Below are 18,198 nucleotides of genomic sequence, written 5' to 3' on the forward strand. Positions count from 1 at the left end.
GCATTTCCGAGACATCGAAAAAAGGCCCAGGCAGTGAACAACCACCCAGCCACGACCCGCGAGACAACGACAAAGGCAGCGGCCAGCACGCACACCATCGTGCCGCTCGCCACCGCCGACGAGATGCGCGAGCGCATCCGCCGCAAGAGCAAGCTCAAGGGCCGCCAGCCCGAAGAAGCGGCACTGCTCGAAGTGCGCACGCTGATCGGCGCGCGTCCGGCCGAGGGCCATCGGCGCGACCTGCTCATCGAGCACCTGCACAAGCTCAACGACGCCTTCCGCTGCCTGCACGACCGCCACCTGGTGGCGCTGGCGCGGGAAATGAACATTCCCATGGCCGAGGTCTACGAGGTCGCGACCTTCTATCACCACTTCGAGGTGGTGCGCGGCGACGAAGCGGCACCGGGCCTCACGGTCCGCGTGTGCGACGGCCTGGCCTGCGAACTGGCCGGTGCCAGGGACCTGCTGGCGCGGCTGCCCGAACTGCTCGGCGTCGAGGGCGGCGACGTGCGCGTGATTGCGGCGCCCTGCATCGGCCGCTGCGAGCAGGCACCCGCGGTGGCCGTCGACCGGCAGGCCGTGCCGCTCGCGACCACGGCGAAGGTGCTGCAGGCGCTGAAGTCCGATCCCGACGAAGCCACGGTCGCGTATTTCGACGCGGCCGCGTTCGCCGAGAAAAGCATCTCGCCGCTGCCCGGTGCCATCGAGCGCATGCCGGCCTTCACCGACTACGCCACCTACCGCGCGCATGGCGGCTACGCGCTCGCATCCGCGCTCGTCAACGGCGAGGAAGACGCCGAGGCCATCATCAAGACCATGGAAGACTCGGGCCTGCGCGGCCTGGGCGGCGCGGGCTTTCCGGCCGGGCGCAAGTGGCGCATCGTGCGCGACCAGCCGGCGCCCCGGCTCATGGCGGTGAACATCGACGAAGGCGAGCCCGGCACCTTCAAGGACCGCACCTACCTCGAGCGCGACCCGCACCGTTTTCTCGAAGGCCTGGTGGTGGCGGCGCAGATCGTCGGCATCGAGCAGTGCTACATCTACCTGCGCGACGAATACCACGACTGCCGCGCGCTGCTCGAAACCGAGCTGGCGCGGCTGCAGGCCGATCCGCCGTGCGCGCTGCCGCGTATCGAACTTCGGCGCGGCGCGGGCGCCTACATCTGCGGCGAAGAGTCGGCCATGATCGAAAGCATCGAGGGCAAGCGCGGCGAGCCGCGCATGCGCCCGCCCTACATCGCGCAGGTGGGCCTGTTCGGCCGCCCGACACTGGAGCACAACTTCGAAACCCTCTACTGGGTGCGCGACATCGTCGAAAAAGGCGCGGCCTGGTTCAGCGGCTTCGGCCGCCACGGCCGCAAGGGTCTGCGCAGCTTCAGCGTGAGCGGCCGCGTGAAGCACCCGGGCGTCAAGCTCGCGCCCGCAGGCATCACGGTGCAGGAGCTCATCGACGAATACTGCGGCGGCATGCTCGACGGCCACTCGCTCTATGCCTACCTGCCGGGCGGCGCGTCGGGCGGCATCCTGCCGGCGCGCATGAACGACATTCCGCTCGACTTCGACACGCTGCAGCCCTACGGCTGCTTCATCGGCTCGGCCGCGGTGATGGTGCTGAGCCAGCACGACCGCGCCCGCGACGCCGCGCTCAACGTGATGCGCTTCTTCGAGCACGAAAGCTGCGGCCAGTGCACGCCCTGCCGCGTCGGCACCGCCAAGGCCGCGGCGCTGATGCATGCGCCGGTGTGGGACAACGCCACGCTCGAAGACCTCGCGCAGGTGATGGGCGATGCCTCCATCTGCGGGCTCGGCCAGGCGGCCCCCAACCCGATCCGCTGCATCCAGCAATATTTTCCGGAGGAGGTGGCATGAACGCCCCGACCAAGCTCGCGGAGCTGATGCCGCAAACCATCGAATTCACGCTCGACGGCCAGGCCATCCAGGCCTTCGACGGCGAAACCATCTACAAGGCGGCCGAGCGCCACGGCGTCGAGATTCCTCACCTGTGCTTCAAGGACGGCTACCGCGCCGACGGCAACTGCCGCGCCTGCGTGGTCGAGGTGAAGGGCGAGCGCACGCTCGCGCCCAGCTGCTGCCGCAACGTGACGGCCGGTATGGAAGTGAAGGCCACCAGCGAGCGCGCGCTCAAGAGCCAGAAGATGGTGGTCGAGATGCTGCTGTCCGACATGCCCGACCAGGGCTACAAATGGATCGGCGACGACGCCACCCAGCAGCACGGCGAGCTCAGCGCCTGGGCCAAGAAGCTCGACATCGCGGTGCGGCCCGAACTCAAGGCGCTGCGCCGCGAGCAGCCGAAGACCGACATCTCGCACCCGGCGATGGCCGTCAACCTTGATGCCTGCATCCAGTGCAACCGCTGCGTGCGCGCCTGCCGCGAGGAGCAGGTCAACGACGTCATCGGCTACGCGCTGCGCGGCGGCGACAGCAAGATCGTGTTCGACCTTGACGACCCGATGGGCGACAGCACCTGCGTGGCCTGCGGCGAATGCGTGCAGGCCTGCCCGACCGGCGCGCTCATGCCCAAGAGCCACATCGGCTCGCAGGAGGTCGACCGCAAGGTCGATTCGGTGTGCCCGTTCTGCGGCGTGGGCTGCCTCGTCACCTACAACGTGAAGGACGAGAAGATCGTCAGCGTCGATGGCCGCGACGGCCCGGCCAACCACAACCGCCTGTGCGTGAAGGGCCGCTTCGGCTTCGACTACGCGCACCATCCGCAGCGCCTGACCAAGCCGCTGATCCGCAAGGCCGGCATGCCCAAGGATCTTGGCGACACGCCGCGGCCGGACGACTGGAGCGAATATTTCCGCGAAGCCACCTGGGAAGAGGCGCTCGCGCTCACCACCGGCAAGCTCTCGGGCCTGCGCGACAGCTACGGGCCCAAGTCGCTCGCGGGCTTCGGTTCGGCCAAGGGCAGCAACGAAGAGGCCTACCTGTTCCAGAAGCTCGTGCGCACGGGCTTCGGCAGCAACAACATCGACCACTGCACGCGGCTGTGCCACGCCTCCAGTGTGGCCGCACTGCTCGAAGGCGTGGGCTCGGGCGCGGTGAGCAACCAGGTCAACGACGTGGAGCATGCGGGGCTGATCTTCGTCATCGGCTCCAACCCCACGGCCAACCACCCGGTGGCCGCCACCTGGATGAAGAACGCGGCCCAGCGCGGCGCCAAGATCGTGCTGGCCGACCCGCGCCGTACCGACATCAGCCGCCATGCCTGGCGCACGCTGCAGTTCAAGGCCGACACCGACGTGGCCATGCTCAATGCGCTGATCCATGCCGTGATCGACGAAGGCCTGGTCGACCAGGAGTTCGTGCGCACGCGCGCCAGCAACTACGAGGCGCTGCGCGAGAACGTGAAGGGCTACAGCCCCGAGGCAATGGCGCCCATCTGCGGCGTGCCGGCCGAAACGCTGCGCGAAGTGGCGCGGGCCTTTGCCACGGCCAAGGGCTCGATGATCCTCTGGGGCATGGGCGTGAGCCAGCACGTGCACGGCACCGACAACGCGCGCTGCCTCATTGCGCTGGCGACAGTCACCGGCCAGATCGGCAAGCCGGGCTCGGGCCTGCATCCGCTGCGCGGCCAGAACAACGTGCAGGGCGCGAGCGACGCGGGCCTGATCCCGATGATGTTCCCCAACTACCAGCGCGTCGACAACCCGGCGGTGCATGCGTGGTTCGAAAACTTCTGGGGCACGCCGCTCGACGCGACGCCGGGCTACACCGTGGTCGAGATCATGCACAAGGCGCTGGCGCCCGACAGCGATCCGCACAAGGTGCGCGGCATGTACATCATGGGCGAGAACCCGGCCATGAGCGACCCTGACCTGAACCATGCGCGCCATGCGCTCGCGAGCCTGGAGCACCTGGTGGTGCAGGACATCTTCATGACCGAGACCGCCTGGCTCGCAGACGTGGTGCTGCCCGCGAGCGCCTGGCCCGAGAAGACCGGCACGGTCAGCAACACCGACCGCATGGTGCAGCTGGGCAAGCGCGCGCTCAATCCGCCGGGCGATGCGCGGCCCGATCTCTGGATCATCCAGCAGATCGCCCAGGGCATGGGCCTCGCGTGGAACTACGAGGGCGAGGAGTCGGGCGTGGCCGCGGTCTACGAGGAAATGCGCCAGGCCATGCATGCGGTGATCAGCGGCATCAGCTGGGAGCGGCTGCAGCGCGATTCGAGCGTGACCTACCCTTGCCTCAGCGAGGAAGACCCGGGCCAGCCCACGGTGTTCATCGACGACTTCCCCACGGCCGACGGGCGCGTGAAGCTGGTGCCGGCCGACATCATCCCGGCCGACGAGCGGCCCGATGCCGAGTACCCCTTCGTGCTCATCACCGGCCGCCAGCTCGAGCACTGGCACACCGGCAGCATGACGCGCCGCGCCTCTGTGCTCGATGCGCTCGAGCCCATGGCCACGGCCTCGATGAACCAGGCCGACCTGCTGAAGCTCGGGCTCGAGGCCGGCGACGTGATCACCGTGCAGTCGCGCCGCGGCGAGGTCGCCATCCACGTGCGACGCGACGACGGCACGCCCAGCGGCGCGGTGTTCGTTCCCTTCGCCTACTACGAGGCAGCGGCCAACCTGATGACCAATGCCGCGCTCGATCCCATGGGCAAGATCCCGGAGTTCAAGTATTGCGCGGTGCGCATTGCGCGCGGCGGCCAGCCGATGGCGGCGGCCGGCTACGGCACCGGCTCCGGCGTGCTCGCGGCGGTGGACTGAGGGCGGGGCGGCAGGGGCGGGGCCATGGTTTAACCTTGGCGCCAAGCTCCTTCCGCACCGTTCCTTCGCATCACCACCGGCATGAAAACCAGAGTCCAGTTCCGCCTGCGCATCTACAGGGACGACAGCATCGCCTTCGGCCCCGGCAAGGTCGCCGTGCTGGAGGCGGTGGCGGAAACCGGCTCGATCTCTGCTGCGGCGCGCCAGCTGGGCATGTCGTACCGGCGTGCCTGGATGCTGATCGATGAAATGAACAACGCCCTCAGCTCCCCGGCCGTGAACACCGCGGCCGGCGGCTCGCGCGGCGGCGGCACCGCGCTCACGCCCGTGGGCGAGGAAATCGTCAAGCACTACCGTGCCATCGAGAACGCCGCGCGCCTGGCCACGGCGGCCGACGTGCGCGCGCTGACGCGCCTGCTGGCGCCCTGATCCGTTCCCGCGCTATATCCGAAGGGATATCGGCGCCATCCTCCCGCACCCGCCACGCGCGCCTCTTCAGGGGGGAAGCGCCCGTTCGTGCAACAATTGCGTTGTATCTTCATGAATACGACGAACTCCCTCATTGCCTCGGCCAACTGGTTCCCGCTGGTGCTGTCGCTCAAGGTGGCCGCGGTCGCGACCCTGCTGGCGCTCGTCGCCGGCGTGGCGCTGGGCTGGGTGTTCGCGCGCAAGCGCTTTCCGGGCCGCACGGTGCTCGAGGCGGTGTTCATGCTGCCGCTGGTGCTGCCGCCCACGGTCATCGGCTACGCCATCCTGGTGGCGGCGGGGCGACACAGCCCGCTCGGCAGCTGGCTGCGCGAGCACTTCGACTACAGCATCATCTTCAGCTGGCATGGCGCCGTGGTGGCGTCGGCCGTGGTGGCGCTGCCACTGGTGCTGAAGTCGGCCAGCGCCGCCTTTGCGGGCGTGGACCGCTCGCTCGAAGCCGCCGCCAGCACGCTGCGCCAGTCGCCATTCTCGGTTTTCCTGCGCGTGACGCTGCCGCTGGCCTGGCCCGGCATCCTGGCCGGCACGCTGCTCGCGTTCGCGCGCGCCATGGGCGAATTCGGCGCTTCGCTGATGGTGGCGGGCTCCATTCCACAGCAGACCCAGACCCTGTCGATGGCCATCTACGACGCGGTGCAGGCCGGCCACGACGACCTCGCGCTACTGCTCGTGCTGGTGACCTCGCTGCTGTCGGTCACCGTGCTGGTGCTGTCGAACCGGTTTTTCTCGCTGCGCTGACCGCCTCACCCCCAATCTGAAAACCAGCATGCGTTCGCTCCGTCTCCTGTCCCTTGTCCTGGCCGTGGCGCTGCCGCTGGCCGCAACGGCCCAGCAGATCACCGTGTCCGCAGCCGCGAGCCTGACGGACGCGTTCAAGGAGCTCGGCCCGAAGTTCGAGGCCGCGAAGCCGGGTGCCACGGTTCGCTTCAATTTCGCGGCCTCGGGCGTGCTGCTGCAGCAGATCGGACAGGGCGCCCCGGTCGACGTGTTCGCGAGCGCCGACCAGGAGACGATGGGCCGCGCCGCCGAGCAGAAGCTCATTGATGCGGCCACGCGCCGCAACTTCGCGAGCAACGCCCTGGTGCTGATCGAGCCGGCCAAGGGCGCGGTCGGCGTCAAGTCGCTGCAGGACCTTTCCGGCGCGGGCATCCGGAGGATTGCCGTCGGCAAGACAGCCACCGTGCCGGTCGGCCGCTACACGCGGCAGGTGCTGGAAGGCGCGGGGCTCTGGAGCGTGCTCGAGCCGAAGTTCGTGCAGGCCGACAGCGTGCGCCAGGTGCTCGACTACGTGGCCCGCGGCGAGGTCGAAGCCGGCTTCGTCTACCGCACCGATGCGGCCGTGATGAGCCAGAAGGTCCGGGTCGCCTTTGCGCCGACGGCCACCATGCCGGTGACCTACCCGGTCGCGGTGGTCGCCGACAGCCGCCAGAAGGCGCTGGCCGGCGATTTCGTGGCTTTTCTTTCCAGCGATGCGGCGCGCGAGGTGCTCGCGCGCCACGGCTTCGGCAAGCCATGATCGACGTCGACCTGAAGCTCACCGTCACCGATGGCACGCGCCGCTTCGACCTGGCGGCGCGCTTCGCGACCGACGTGCCCTTTGCGGCGCTCTACGGCCCCTCGGGCGCGGGCAAGACGCTCACCTTGCAGGCCATCGCGGGGCTGCTGCATCCGTCGGCGGGCCATGTGCGGCTGGACGGCCGCACGCTCTACGACTCCGCCCGCGGCATCGACGTGCCCGCGCCGGCGCGGCGCATCGGCTACCTGTTCCAGAACTACGCGCTGTTCCCGCACCTGTCGGTGCGCGAGAACGTGGCCTTCGGCCTGACCGCGTGGCACCGGCGCCGGCTGCCGCCGCGCGAGGCCGAGAGGGTGCAGGCGCTGCTCGAAGGCTTCGGCCTGGCGGCGCTGGCCGACAGCCGGCCGCAGAAGCTCTCGGGCGGCCAGCAGCAGCGCGTGGCGCTGGCCCGCGCGCTGGCCTGCCAGCCGCAGGTGCTGCTGCTCGACGAGCCCTTTGCCGCGCTCAACCCCATGCTGCGCAGCGAACTGCGCCACGAACTCGCGCAGGTGCGCCGCCAGTGGGGCATTCCGGTGCTGATGATCACGCACGACATCGAGGACGTGCTGGCGCTGGCCGACGTGGCCTTCGTCTACAGCGACGGCCAGGTGGTGCGCGAGATCGACCTGCACAACGCGCAGAGCCGCGATTTCGCGCTGCGCGAGGCGGGCGGCGTACCGGCCGCCGAGGCTTCGCCGCTGCATCGCAAGCTGCGCGGCCTGCTGATGCAGGACGCGGGATGACCCTCGGCGCGAAAGCGGCATGCGGCGGCGCTACGATCGCCACATGAATCCTTCCATCGATGTTGCCGTCGTGATGCGCCGCGAGCGCGTGGACAGCCGTTGGCAGTCCTGGCGCTGGATTCTCGAAAACGTCGGCCCCGACCAGCCCGGCTTCGGCACCGAGCCGCGCCTGCTCGAGGCGAACGAGAGCGCGCAGCGCTGGCTGCACCCCGGCTTCAAGACCGAGCTGTTCCGCGACGACGTAGAGGGCTATCACCTGAATGCCACCACGCCTGCGCCCTGCTGGTTCGTGCTGTGGCGCATGGAGGAAGAGCCCACCGTCGCCGACGAGCCGATCGCGCGACCGGTGGTGGTGAGCCTCAGCTACAACGAGGCCGGCCGATGGCTCGACGCGCAGGAAACGGTGGAGCAGGTGCCCGCGCCCGACGAGGTGATCGAGTGGATGCGCGGCTTCGTGCAGGCGCATTACGTGATCGAGCCCAAGCGCCGCAAGCGGCCCGAGAGTTTCCGTCCGCTGGTCGATCGCTTCGGCAATGCGGCCAGCGTGTCGACCGAGAAGAAGCGCGGACGCGGAGCGGGCGATGTCTGAGAATTTCTTCGGCCGCTGGTCGCGGCGCAAGCAGGAGGCGCGCGAAGAGGTGCCGCCGCCACCCGCCGTGCAAGAGGTGGAAGAGGCGGCCGTAGCGCGCATCGATACGGCAGCGCCTCTGCCTGCGGCTGCTGACCCCGCAGCCGGCCCTCCCTCCGAAGCGCAAGGGGAAATCCCCCCGCCCACGCTCGCCGACGCACAGGCGCTCACGCCCGAGTCCGATTTCCGGCCCTTCGTGGCCAGGAACGTCGCGCCCGAGGTCAAAAACACTGCTTTCAGAAAGCTCTTTGCCGATCCGCAGTTCAACGTAATGGACGGCATGGACACTTACGTCGACGACTATTCCCAATCGACGCCGATCCCCGACAGCGTGCTGCGCCAGATGGCCAGCGCCAAGTTCCTCAGGCTGTTCGAGCACGAGGAAGAAGCCGAGGTGCAACACGAATCCGGCGCACCCGCGGAAACCCCGCAAGCCGCCGCGCCGCCGGACGTGGCACAGTCCGAGCCTCCGGAGGAATTCCTCCCCAGCCAGCAGGTTGCAAACGTGCAGCCCGCAAGCCAGAAGACCGATGACCACAACGCTGATCTGCGACTGCAACCAGACGATGCCGCTCGAGCCGAAGACGCTCGGCGCGGCGCTGGCTGAGTCGCTGCCCCTTCATTCCACCCTGTGCCGCCGCGAGGCGCCGGCTTTCCAGCGCGCCATCCGCTCGGGCGACGAGGTGGTGGTGGCCTGCACGCAGGAGCGCCGGCTGTTCACCGAGCTGGCCGAACAGACCGAAGGCGCGACCTCGCCGATCCGCTTCGTGAACATCCGCGAAACCGGCGGCTGGAGCCGCGACGCCAAGAGCGCCAGCCCCAAGATCGCCGCGCTGCTGGCCGTGGCCCACCTGCCCGAGCCCGACCCGGTCTCGACCGTGAGTTACGCGAGCCAGGGTCGGCTCCTGATCGTCGGCCCGCTCGACGCGGCAGAGAAGGCCGCGGCGTTGGTCGCCGATTCGCTGCAGGTCTCGATCTTTTCCACCGGCCCGGGCGCGGCCGGCGGCGCGCAGGAACGCCGCTGGCCCGTGATGGCGGGGCGCATCGCATCGCTCACGGGATGGCTCGGCGCTTTCTCGCTGAAGTGGACGCGCGACAACCCCATCGACCTGGACCTGTGCACGCGCTGCAATGCGTGCCTCGGCGCCTGCCCCGAACAGGCGATCGGGCTCGACTACCAGATCGACATGGCCAGGTGCACTTCGCACCGCGACTGCGAAAAAGCCTGCAGCGTGGCCGGCGCCATCCATTTCGGCCGCGCGCCCGAGGTGCTCGATGCCGAGTTCGACCTGGTGCTCGACCTGGGCGCGAGCGCGCTGATCGACTGGCATGCGCCGCCGCAAGGCTACTTCCACCTGGCGGGCGGGCTCGCGCATGCCGAGGGCCTGTCGACCGTGCTGCGCCTGCGCGAGCTGGTGGGCGAATTCGAGAAGCCGAAGTTCTTCGACTACAAGCAGAAGCTCTGCGCCCACAGCCGCAACGAGGTGGTGGGATGCAACGCCTGCGTCGAGGTCTGCTCGGCGCATGCCATCTCGAGCGACAAGGAGCGCCAGCGCATCGTCGTCAATCCGCAGCTCTGCGTGGGCTGCGGTGCCTGCACCACCGTGTGCCCGACCGGCGCGCTGGGCTACACCTATCCGCGCACGCCCGACCAGGGCCGCAAGCTGCGCACGCTGCTGGCCACCTATCTCGGCGCCGGCGGCCGCGACGCCACGGTGCTGCTGCACAACGAAGAGGGCGGGCAGGCGCTCGTCGAACAACTGGGCCGTGTGGCCCAGCTGGGGCGCGGCAAGCGCGACGGCCTCGGCGGCATGCCCGCGCATGTGCTGCCGGTGGCGCTGATGCATGTCGCGAGCACCGGCATCGACCTGTGGCTCAGTGCCATCGCCTTCGGCGCCTCGCAGGTGGCGGTGCTTTCCACCGGCGAGGAAGCGCCGCAGTACCTCGATGCGCTGAAGAAGCAGATGGCCGTCGCGCAGGCGCTGCTCACGGGCCTGGGCTACACCGGCACGCATTTCCACTTGGTCGAGGCCGGCACGCCGGCCGCTCTCGACGCGGCCCTGGCCGGCTTGCGCACCACGCGCCAGCGCGTGCCTGCCACCGCGGCGCGCTTTGCCGTGGGCGCCGAAAAGCGCGGCACGCTCGAGATGACGCTCGACCACCTGATGGCGCAGGCGCCCGCGTTGTCGGCGCCGCCTGCCGATGCCGCCGCTGCGCTTGAAATTGCGCTGCCCGCCGGCTCCCCTTTTGGCGCGGTCACGGTGAACAAGGACAGCTGCACGCTGTGCCTGGCCTGCGTGAGCGCCTGCCCCGCGAGTGCGCTGCAGGACAACCAGAATGCGCCGCAGCTGCGCTTCATCGAGAAGAACTGCGTGCAGTGCGGGCTGTGCGCAACCACCTGCCCCGAGAACGCGATTGCGCTTGTGCCGCGCCTCCTGGCCGCGCCCGAGCGCAAGCAGCCCGTGGTGCTCAACGAGGCCAAGCCCTGGGCCTGCATCCGCTGCAGCAAGCCGTTCGGAACGCAGAAGGCCATCGAGGCGATGCTCGGCAAGCTGGCGGGCCACGCCATGTTCCAGGGCGAGGCGCTCGAGCGGCTCAAGATGTGCAGCGACTGCCGGGTGATCGACCTGTACAGCGCGCAGAACGAAATGAAGATCACGCAGCTATGAGCCAGTTTCCTCCCATGACCTCGGCGCTCGACGAGGAAATTGCGCGCGCCGAGGTCTACGGCCTGCTCGCGCGCCTCTGGTATGCGGCGCCCGACGCCGACCTGCTCGGCGCCTTCGGCGTGGCGCCGACCGAGGCTCCCGCGGCTGGCGCCTTCCTCGAGGAGCCCTGGCGACAGCTGGTCGGCGCGGCGCGCGGCACCGACGCGGCCGCGGTGCATGCCGAGTACGACGCGCTGTTCGGCGGCATGGGCAAGCCCGAGATCTACCTGTTCGGCTCGCACTACCTGAGCGGCTTCCTCAACGACAAGCCGCTGGCGCAGCTGCGCACCGACCTGGCACGGCTGGGGCTCGCGCGCGACGAGACCGTGTCCGAGAGCGAAGACCATGTCGCCTGCCTGTTCGAGGTGATGCGCTACCTGATTGCCGGCGACGACGCGGCGGTGGCCAACCTCGCGCAGCAGCGGGCTTTTTTTGCCACCCATCTGCAGTCGTGGCTGCCGACACTGTGCGATGCGGTGGCGCAACATCCGAAGGCGCATTTCTATGCGTCGCTGGCCGGTTTTACTTGCGCTTTCGCCGAGATCGAAGTCCAAGGCTTCGACATGCTCGGCTGATTGACCATTTCACAGGGAAAGTTCGATTGTCGGAACTAAGGGTCTAGACTAGTATCCAGATGTACGAAGATCAGTTCACATCTGATTTGCCCCCAGCCACTCCTGGAGATCACATGCAGGACAGCCAAGCGGCCGGCACCAAGCCGGCCTCGCGTCGAGGTTTCTTTCTAGGTGCCGCCGGCGCCGGTGCCGCGGTTGCCGCGGTTTCGGTGCTCCCCAAGGTCGCGCCGGCCCCTGCGGCCGTCGAGGCCGTTGCGCCCGCGGCGAAGCCCGCGCCTGAAAAAGGCGGCGGCTATTCGCTGAGCGAACACGTCAAGCGCTATTACAAGACCGCTTCGGCCTGAAGCGGAAAACCCAAGATGTTGTTGACCAAGAAAACAGCCCCCGCGAACAGTGTCTCGCGGCAAGGGGAGCGCGAGTCGTCTTCCCCGTTCATCCACAGCCTGCGGCGCGGCCTTTCGGGCGCGCTGCCCACCATGGACCGGCGCGCCTTCCTGCGGCGCTCCGGGCTCGGCGTCGGTGTGGGCCTGGCCGCGGGCCAGCTCACGCTGATGCGCAAGGCCGAGGCTGCCGGCGAAGCGCGGCCCGCCGCGGTCGGCGCCGGCAAGGTTGAGATCAAGCGCACCGTGTGCTCCCACTGCTCGGTCGGCTGCGCCTCCGATGCGGTGGTCGAGAACGGCGTCTGGGTGCGCCAGGAGCCAGTGTTCGATTCGCCGATCAACCTTGGCGCGCATTGCGCCAAGGGCGCCGCGCTGCGCGAGCACGGCCACGGCGAATACCGGCTGCGCTACCCGATGAAGCTGGTCAACGGCAAGTACGAACGCATCAGCTGGGACACCGCGCTCGACGAGATCACCGCCAAGCTGAAGGACCTGCGCCAGGCCAGCGGGCCCGATTCGGTCTACTGGATCGGCTCGTCCAAGCACAGCAACGAGCAGTCCTACCTGCTGCGCAAGTTCGTGAGCTTCTGGGGCAGCAACAACTGCGACCACCAGGCGCGCATCTGCCACTCGACCACCGTTGCCGGCGTCGCGAACACATGGGGCTACGGCGCCATGACCAATTCGTACAACGACATGCGCGGCTCCAAGGTGGCGATGTACATCGGCTCCAACGCCGCCGAAGCCCACCCGGTCAGCATGCTGCACATGCTCCATGCCAAGGAGCATGGCTGCAAGATGATCGTGGTCGACCCGCGCTTCACGCGCACCGCGGCCAAGGCCGACGAGTACGTGCGCATCCGCTCGGGCTCCGACATCGCCTTCCTGTTCGGCATCCTGCACCACATCTTCAAGAACGGCTGGGAAGACAAGCAGTACATCAACGACCGCGTCTTCGGCATGGACAAGGTGCGCGAGGAAGTGCTGGCCAAGTGGACGCCCGACAAGGTCGAGGAGGCCTGCGGCGTGAAGGAGGCGCAGGTGCTCAAGGTAGCCACCTGGCTCAACGAGAATCGCCCCGGCACCGTCGTATGGTGCATGGGCCAGACGCAGCACACCATCGGCAACGCGATCGTGCGGGCCTCGTGCATCCTGCAGCTCGCGCTCGGCAACGTGGGCAAGTCGGGCGGCGGCACCAACATCTTCCGCGGCCATGACAACGTGCAGGGCGCCACCGACGTGGGTCCGAACCCCGACTCGCTGCCCGGCTACTACGGCATCGTCGAAGGCTCGTGGAAGCACTTCGCCGCCACCTGGGGCGTCGACTTCGAGTGGATCAAGGGCCGCTTCGCGTCGCCCGCGATGATGACGAAGCCCGGCATCACCGTGTCGCGCTGGATCGACGGCGTGCTCGAGAAGAACGAGCTGATCGACCAGGACTCGAACCTGCGCGGCGTGTTCTATTGGGGCCATGCGCCCAACTCGCAGACGCGCGGCCTCGAGATGAAACGCGCCATGGACAAGCTCGACCTGCTCGTGGTGGTCGACCCCTATCCTTCGGCCACCGCGGCCATGGCGGCCATGCCCGGCAACCCCGACGACCTCAACAAGAACCGCGCCGTCTACCTGCTGCCCGCATGCACGCAGTTCGAGACCAGCGGCTCCGTCACGGCGTCGAACCGTTCGATCCAGTGGCGCGAGAAGGTGATCGAGCCGCTGTGGGAAAGCCGCAGCGACCACATGATCATGCAGCAGTTCGCCGATCGCCTGGGCTTCGGCAAGGAACTGAGCAAGAACTACAAGATGCAGAAGGTCAAGGGCATGGACGAGCCCTTGCCCGACGACATCCTGCGAGAGATCAACAAGACCTGCTGGGCCGTGGGCTACACCGGCCAGAGCCCCGAGCGGCTGCAGGCGCACATGCGCAACATGGGCGCCTTCGACGTGCGTACGCTCAAGGTGAAGGCCGGCGTGAAGGACAAGGTCAACGGCTACGACCTCACGGGTGATTACTTCGGCCTGCCGTGGCCCTGCTACGGCACACCCGAGCTCAAGCACCCGGGTTCGCCCAACCTGTACGACACCTCCAGGCACGTGATGGAAGGCGGCGGCAATTTCCGCGCGAACTTCGGCGTGGAGCGCGACGGCAAGAACCTGCTGGCCGAGGATGGCTCGCATTCGCTGGGTGCCGACATCACCACCGGCTACCCCGAACTCGATCACGTGCTGCTCAAGAAGCTGGGCTGGTGGGACGAGCTTACCGAGGCCGAGAAGCCCAAGGCCGAAGGCAAGAACTGGAAGACCGACAGCTCGGGCGGCATGATCCGCGTGTTCATGAAGAACCATGGCTGCCACCCTTTCGGCAATGCCAAGGCGCGCGCGGTGGTCTGGAACTTCCCCGACGCGATTCCGCAGCACCGCGAGCCGCTGTACGGCAACCGGCCCGACCTCATGGCCAAGTATCCGACGCACGACGACAAGATGGCGTTCTGGCGCCTGCCCACGCTCTACAAGAGCGTGCAGCAGAAGAACATCGCCGACAAGGTGGCCGAGAAATTCCCGTACGTGATGACCTCGGGCCGGCTGGTCGAGTACGAGGGCGGCGGCGAGGAAACCCGCTCGAACCCCTGGCTCGCCGAGCTGCAGCAGGAGATGTTCATCGAGATCAACCCCAAGGTCGCGGCCGAGAAGGGCATCCGCAACGGCGAGCGCGCCTGGGTGCACACGCCCACCGGCGCGAAGCTCAACGTGCAGGCCCTGGTGACCGAACGCGTGGGGCCCGACACGGTCTTCATGCCGTTCCACTTCTCGGGCCATTGGCAGGGCGTCGACATGCTCGGCTACTACCCCGCAGGCGCAGCCCCCGTGGTGCGCGGCGAGGCGATCAACACCGCAACGACCTACGGGTACGACAGCGTGACCATGATGCAAGAGACCAAGACCACGGTCTGCAATGTGGAAAAGGCATAAGGAAGCACCATGGCACGAATGAAATTTGTCTGCGACGCGGAACGCTGCATCGAATGCAACGGCTGCGTCACTGCCTGCAAGAACGAGAACGAGGTGCCCTGGGGCGTGAACCGCCGCCGCGTGGTCACGCTCAACGACGGGGTGCCGGGCGAGAAGTCGATCTCGGTGGCCTGCATGCACTGCTCCGACGCGCCCTGCATGGCCGTGTGCCCGGTGCAGTGCTTCTACCGCACCGAAGAAGGCGTGGTGCTGCACGACAAGGACGTGTGCATCGGCTGCGGCTATTGCTCGTACGCCTGCCCGTTCGGCGCGCCGCAATTCCCGTCGCAAGGCACCTTCGGCGTGCGCGGCAAGATGGACAAGTGCACCTTCTGCGCCGGTGGCCCCGAGGCCAACGGCTCCGAAGCCGAGTTCGAGAAATACGGCCGCAACCGGCTCGCCGAAGGCAAGCTCCCGGCCTGCGCCGAGATGTGCTCGACCAAGGCGCTTCTGGCCGGCGACGGCGACGTGGTGGCCGACATCTTCCGCACCCGCGTGGTCCAGCGCGGCAAGGGCGCCGAGGTCTGGGGCTGGGGCACCGCCTACGGCTCGCAGCAGGCTGGCACCCCGCCGGCCGGTGGAGTGCGCAAGTGAAGCGGCCGGGCCTCGTCTTCGCCGGCGTTGCGCTGGTCGCAACGTGCCTGGCGGCCTGCGGCGAGAAGCCGCAGACCAACGCGCAGGGCGTCAAGCACGACGCCGTGCCCTGGAGCGGCACGGGCACCAAGGAGAACGCCGGCACGGTGTTCACCGCGCCCGGCTGGCAGGTCGGCGACAAGACTGCCTGGCAGCAGCAGCTCAAGACCCGCACGCAGAACGGGCAGAACGAATACAACAAAGAGAACTGAAGCGGAGAGCCCATGAAGCAAGCGCTGACCGCTCTCGTTCTTCTTGCCGCGCTGGGTACGGCCTTCGCGCAGGCGCAGCCGCCGGCCGCCCCTGGAACGGCGTCCGCACCCGCGGCACCTGCCGCAACCGCCGCACTGGAACCCGCCGCGGGCGGCATTCGCGGCCAGAACATCTTCGAGGTCAAGCCCGAAGCCAGCGCCGACCCCAATTACGCGAACCAGACCAATGGCGAGCGCATGAAGGTGCAGCCCGGCAACAACGCGCCGATGTGGCGCCAGGTGGGGCAGGGCGTGACCGGCTACAGCAGCCTGCCGAAAAGCCAGGCGCCCGAGGCCGGCAACCTGATCCAGCCGTTCGTGCAGTACCCCGGTTCGCGCTTCACCAATGCCGGCGAAGCCTGGCGCCAGGTGCGCAACGACTGGATCATTCCCTACGGCGCGGCACTGCTGTTCGTCGTGCTGCTGGCGCTGGCCATCTTCTATTTCACGCGCGGTCCCATCCGCCTGCATGGCCAGGAAACCGGCCGCAAGATCGAGCGCTTCACGCCGTTCGAGCGGGCCACGCACTGGTCGAACGCCATCGCGTTCGTCACGCTCGCGATCTCCGGCCTCGTGATGGCTTTCGGCAAGTTCTTCCTGATGCCGTGGATGGGCGCTTCGCTCTTCGGCTGGATTGCCTACGCGCTCAAGAACGTCCATAACTTCGTCGGGCCGCTGTTCGTGGTGACGATCGTGCTCATGGTCTTCACTTTCATTCGCGACAACCTGCCGCGCGCCAGCGACCTCCAATGGCTCGCGCGCTTCGGCGGCCTGTTCGGCGGCAAGGAAGTGCCGTCGCACCGCTTCAATGCGGGCGAGAAGATGGTCTTCTGGGGCGGCGTGCTGTTCCTCGGATCCATCGTCATCGGCTCGGGGCTCTTCCTGGACAAGCTGCTGCCGGGCTTCGTCTACACGCGCGGCGAGATGCAGGTGGCGCACATGGTCCACGGCATCGCAACCCTGCTGATGATCGCGATGATCATGGGCCACATCTACATCGGCACGCTCGGCATGACGGGCGCCTACAAGGCCATGCGCACCGGCTACGTCGACGAGACCTGGGCCAGGGAGCATCACGAACTCTGGTACGACGACATCGCCGCGGGCAAGATCCCTGCGCAGCGCACGGTGCCGGCCGGCTTGGCCACGGCACCGGCCGCGCGGCCCGTGAGACCCGCCGAAGGAACACCCTCATGAAGCTGCCGTTGAATCTCTCTTGCGCATCGCTGCTGGTGCTCGCGCTGGCCGCGCCCGCGGCATGGGCCAAGCTGCCGCCGCCGTCCGCCACTCCCGAGGCCAAGGCCAAGGCCGCCGAAGCCGCCGCCAAGACCGCCTGGAACGGCAAGGTCGATGCCTACAAGCTCTGCCAGGCGCAGGACCGCGTCGCGGCCAAGTACCGCGCCAGCGCCACCGCGGCCGGCAAGCCGGTGCCGCCAGCGCCTGCCACGCCGCCCTGCGCCGACCCTGGCCCCTTTGCCTTCACGCCACCGGCGGAAGCCAAGCCCATCGAGGCTGCGGGCGCGCACTCGCCGGCCACCACGGCCGCATCGCCGCCCAGCACCACGCAGCCTGCCGCCACCACCAATCCGACGCCGAAGGCGCAGTGACGACGCCGCTGCCGTTACCGCTTCCGCGTCTCACCCAGGCCCGCGCCGCGCTGACGCGCGAGGTCGAGGTTGTCGACGAGCATGGCGCGCGCGGCACCGTCTCCATTCCCGCCGAGCGCGACCTCACGGTGTACGTGGACCGGCGCGAACTCGTCACGCTGATGACGCTCGGCGCCCAGCCCGAACTGCTGGTGCTGGGCTATCTGCTGAACCAGCGCCTGATCGAAGCGGCCAGCGACGTCGAGTCGGTCACGGTCGACTGGGAGGTCGGCGCCGCTGCGGTCAAGACGCATGCGGGCATCGACCGCATCGAAGAGCGCACCGCCAAGAAAGTGGTGACCACCGGCTGCGGCCAGGGCAGCGTGTTCGGCGACCTGATGGCCGACATCGACAAGCTCCAGCTGCCGCCCACGCGCATGACGCAGGCGCAGCTCTATGCGCTGGTCAACGCGATCCGGCTTCAGGAGAGCACCTACAAGTCGGCCGGCTCGGTGCACGGCTGCGCGCTGTTCACGCTCGAGCCCGGCGGCACCGAGGCCACGATGCACTCCTTCGTGGAAGACGTGGGCCGCCACAACGCCATCGACACCATCGCGGGCTGGTGCGCCATGCAGCCGCCCGGCGCGCTGGCCGGCGACCGCGTCTTCTACACCACCGGCCGGCTCACGAGCGAGATGGTGATCAAGTCGGCGCAGATGGGCGTGCCGATCGTGGTTTCGCGCAGCGGCATCACGCAGATGGGCCACGAGGTGGCAACGCGCGTGGGCCTGTGCGCCATCGGCCGCGCGACCAACCGACACTTCGTCTGCTACGCGGGCGTCGACCGGCTGGTGCTGCAGCCGGAACTCGCGCGCCGCAATCCGGCCTAAGGCCTTTCACCCTAC

Annotated in this window: 17 protein-coding genes; all 17 read left to right on the top strand. The window is 68.3% G+C overall.

Annotated elements, in window-relative coordinates; translation table 11 throughout:
• Positions 1–123: 123 nt before the first annotated feature.
• The 17 genes from L1081_RS00540 to L1081_RS00620 all read left to right on the top strand — a co-directional run bounded on the left by L1081_RS00540 (position 124) and on the right by L1081_RS00620 (position 18,183).
• The gene (locus tag L1081_RS00540) at positions 124–1,869 is read left to right on the top strand and encodes an NAD(P)H-dependent oxidoreductase subunit E (RefSeq protein WP_489416842.1); all 1,746 of its coding nucleotides are present in this window, start codon (positions 124–126) and stop codon (positions 1,867–1,869) included.
• On the top strand, positions 1,866–4,739 hold the full coding sequence (fdhF, locus tag L1081_RS00545) for a formate dehydrogenase subunit alpha (RefSeq protein ID WP_489414703.1): 2,874 nt from the start codon (positions 1,866–1,868) through the stop codon (positions 4,737–4,739). Before L1081_RS00540 ends, fdhF begins: the two co-directional genes overlap by 4 nt.
• An 81-nt stretch (positions 4,740–4,820) precedes the next feature.
• Entirely contained in the window at positions 4,821–5,168 is a 348-nt protein-coding gene (locus L1081_RS00550) for a winged helix-turn-helix domain-containing protein (RefSeq protein ID WP_018906443.1), read from the top strand.
• A gap of 111 nt (positions 5,169–5,279) precedes the next feature.
• Positions 5,280–5,963: a molybdate ABC transporter permease subunit gene (gene modB, locus L1081_RS00555; protein WP_489414704.1), complete on the top strand. Its 684-nt coding sequence runs from the start codon at positions 5,280–5,282 to the stop codon at positions 5,961–5,963.
• 28 nt (positions 5,964–5,991) lie between these two features.
• Positions 5,992–6,741: a molybdate ABC transporter substrate-binding protein gene (modA, locus tag L1081_RS00560; RefSeq protein ID WP_489414705.1), complete on the top strand. Its 750-nt coding sequence runs from the start codon at positions 5,992–5,994 to the stop codon at positions 6,739–6,741.
• The gene (locus L1081_RS00565) at positions 6,738–7,523 is read left to right on the top strand and encodes an ATP-binding cassette domain-containing protein (protein ID WP_489414706.1); all 786 of its coding nucleotides are present in this window, start codon (positions 6,738–6,740) and stop codon (positions 7,521–7,523) included. The genes modA and L1081_RS00565 overlap by 4 nt, the downstream gene beginning before the upstream one ends.
• Positions 7,524–7,542: 19 nt before the next feature.
• Positions 7,543–8,112: a DUF3305 domain-containing protein gene (locus L1081_RS00570; protein WP_489414707.1), complete on the top strand. Its 570-nt coding sequence runs from the start codon at positions 7,543–7,545 to the stop codon at positions 8,110–8,112.
• A complete protein-coding gene (locus tag L1081_RS00575) occupies positions 8,105–8,758 on the top strand; it encodes a DUF3306 domain-containing protein (protein ID WP_489414708.1) in 654 nt (217 codons plus the stop codon). Before L1081_RS00570 ends, L1081_RS00575 begins: the two co-directional genes overlap by 8 nt.
• Positions 8,682–10,820: a 4Fe-4S dicluster domain-containing protein gene (locus L1081_RS00580; RefSeq protein ID WP_489414709.1), complete on the top strand. Its 2,139-nt coding sequence runs from the start codon at positions 8,682–8,684 to the stop codon at positions 10,818–10,820. Before L1081_RS00575 ends, L1081_RS00580 begins: the two co-directional genes overlap by 77 nt.
• Positions 10,817–11,434 (top strand): molecular chaperone TorD family protein, encoded by a 618-nt coding sequence (locus L1081_RS00585; RefSeq protein WP_489414710.1) that lies wholly within the window; start codon positions 10,817–10,819, stop codon positions 11,432–11,434. Before L1081_RS00580 ends, L1081_RS00585 begins: the two co-directional genes overlap by 4 nt.
• Before the next feature lie 113 nt (positions 11,435–11,547).
• Positions 11,548–11,778, top strand: coding sequence for a formate dehydrogenase (locus L1081_RS00590; protein ID WP_489414711.1), 231 nt, complete (start codon positions 11,548–11,550; stop codon positions 11,776–11,778).
• A gap of 15 nt (positions 11,779–11,793) precedes the next feature.
• Positions 11,794–14,784, top strand: a complete 2,991-nt coding sequence (locus L1081_RS00595; RefSeq protein WP_489414712.1) for a molybdopterin-dependent oxidoreductase — start codon at positions 11,794–11,796, stop codon at positions 14,782–14,784.
• A 9-nt stretch (positions 14,785–14,793) separates the two neighbouring features.
• The gene (fdh3B, locus tag L1081_RS00600) at positions 14,794–15,417 is read left to right on the top strand and encodes a formate dehydrogenase FDH3 subunit beta (protein WP_015866837.1); all 624 of its coding nucleotides are present in this window, start codon (positions 14,794–14,796) and stop codon (positions 15,415–15,417) included.
• On the top strand, positions 15,414–15,668 hold the full coding sequence (locus tag L1081_RS00605) for a hypothetical protein (RefSeq protein ID WP_489414713.1): 255 nt from the start codon (positions 15,414–15,416) through the stop codon (positions 15,666–15,668). Before fdh3B ends, L1081_RS00605 begins: the two co-directional genes overlap by 4 nt.
• 12 nt (positions 15,669–15,680) lie before the next feature.
• A complete protein-coding gene (locus L1081_RS00610; RefSeq protein ID WP_489414714.1) occupies positions 15,681–16,904 on the top strand; it encodes a formate dehydrogenase subunit gamma in 1,224 nt (407 codons plus the stop codon).
• Complete coding sequence (locus tag L1081_RS00615; protein WP_489414715.1) at positions 16,901–17,314, top strand: hypothetical protein; 414 nt, start codon at positions 16,901–16,903, stop codon at positions 17,312–17,314. The genes L1081_RS00610 and L1081_RS00615 overlap by 4 nt, the downstream gene beginning before the upstream one ends.
• Complete coding sequence (locus tag L1081_RS00620; protein WP_319427341.1) at positions 17,311–18,183, top strand: formate dehydrogenase accessory sulfurtransferase FdhD; 873 nt, start codon at positions 17,311–17,313, stop codon at positions 18,181–18,183. The genes L1081_RS00615 and L1081_RS00620 overlap by 4 nt, the downstream gene beginning before the upstream one ends.
• Positions 18,184–18,198 lie beyond the last annotated feature (15 nt).

The sequence above is a fragment of the Variovorax sp. MSC1_012 genome, assembly GCF_023667525.1.
GTDB classification, from domain to species: domain Bacteria; phylum Pseudomonadota; class Gammaproteobacteria; order Burkholderiales; family Burkholderiaceae_C; genus Variovorax; species Variovorax beijingensis_B.

Bases quoted from the DNA above. Each gene is read 5' to 3' on its own strand.
- L1081_RS00540 (WP_489416842.1), top strand. From the start codon at position 124: ATGCGCGAGCGCATCCGCCGCAAGAGCAAGCTCAAGGGCCGCCAGCCC.
- fdhF (WP_489414703.1), top strand. From the start codon at position 1,866: ATGAACGCCCCGACCAAGCTCGCGGAGCTGATGCCGCAAACCATCGAA.
- L1081_RS00550 (WP_018906443.1), top strand. From the start codon at position 4,821: ATGAAAACCAGAGTCCAGTTCCGCCTGCGCATCTACAGGGACGACAGC.
- modB (WP_489414704.1), top strand. From the start codon at position 5,280: ATGAATACGACGAACTCCCTCATTGCCTCGGCCAACTGGTTCCCGCTG.
- modA (WP_489414705.1), top strand. From the start codon at position 5,992: ATGCGTTCGCTCCGTCTCCTGTCCCTTGTCCTGGCCGTGGCGCTGCCG.
- L1081_RS00565 (WP_489414706.1), top strand. From the start codon at position 6,738: ATGATCGACGTCGACCTGAAGCTCACCGTCACCGATGGCACGCGCCGC.
- L1081_RS00570 (WP_489414707.1), top strand. From the start codon at position 7,543: ATGCGGCGGCGCTACGATCGCCACATGAATCCTTCCATCGATGTTGCC.
- L1081_RS00575 (WP_489414708.1), top strand. From the start codon at position 8,105: ATGTCTGAGAATTTCTTCGGCCGCTGGTCGCGGCGCAAGCAGGAGGCG.
- L1081_RS00580 (WP_489414709.1), top strand. From the start codon at position 8,682: ATGACCACAACGCTGATCTGCGACTGCAACCAGACGATGCCGCTCGAG.
- L1081_RS00585 (WP_489414710.1), top strand. From the start codon at position 10,817: ATGAGCCAGTTTCCTCCCATGACCTCGGCGCTCGACGAGGAAATTGCG.
- L1081_RS00590 (WP_489414711.1), top strand. From the start codon at position 11,548: ATGCAGGACAGCCAAGCGGCCGGCACCAAGCCGGCCTCGCGTCGAGGT.
- L1081_RS00595 (WP_489414712.1), top strand. From the start codon at position 11,794: ATGTTGTTGACCAAGAAAACAGCCCCCGCGAACAGTGTCTCGCGGCAA.
- fdh3B (WP_015866837.1), top strand. From the start codon at position 14,794: ATGGCACGAATGAAATTTGTCTGCGACGCGGAACGCTGCATCGAATGC.
- L1081_RS00610 (WP_489414714.1), top strand. From the start codon at position 15,681: ATGAAGCAAGCGCTGACCGCTCTCGTTCTTCTTGCCGCGCTGGGTACG.
- L1081_RS00615 (WP_489414715.1), top strand. From the start codon at position 16,901: ATGAAGCTGCCGTTGAATCTCTCTTGCGCATCGCTGCTGGTGCTCGCG.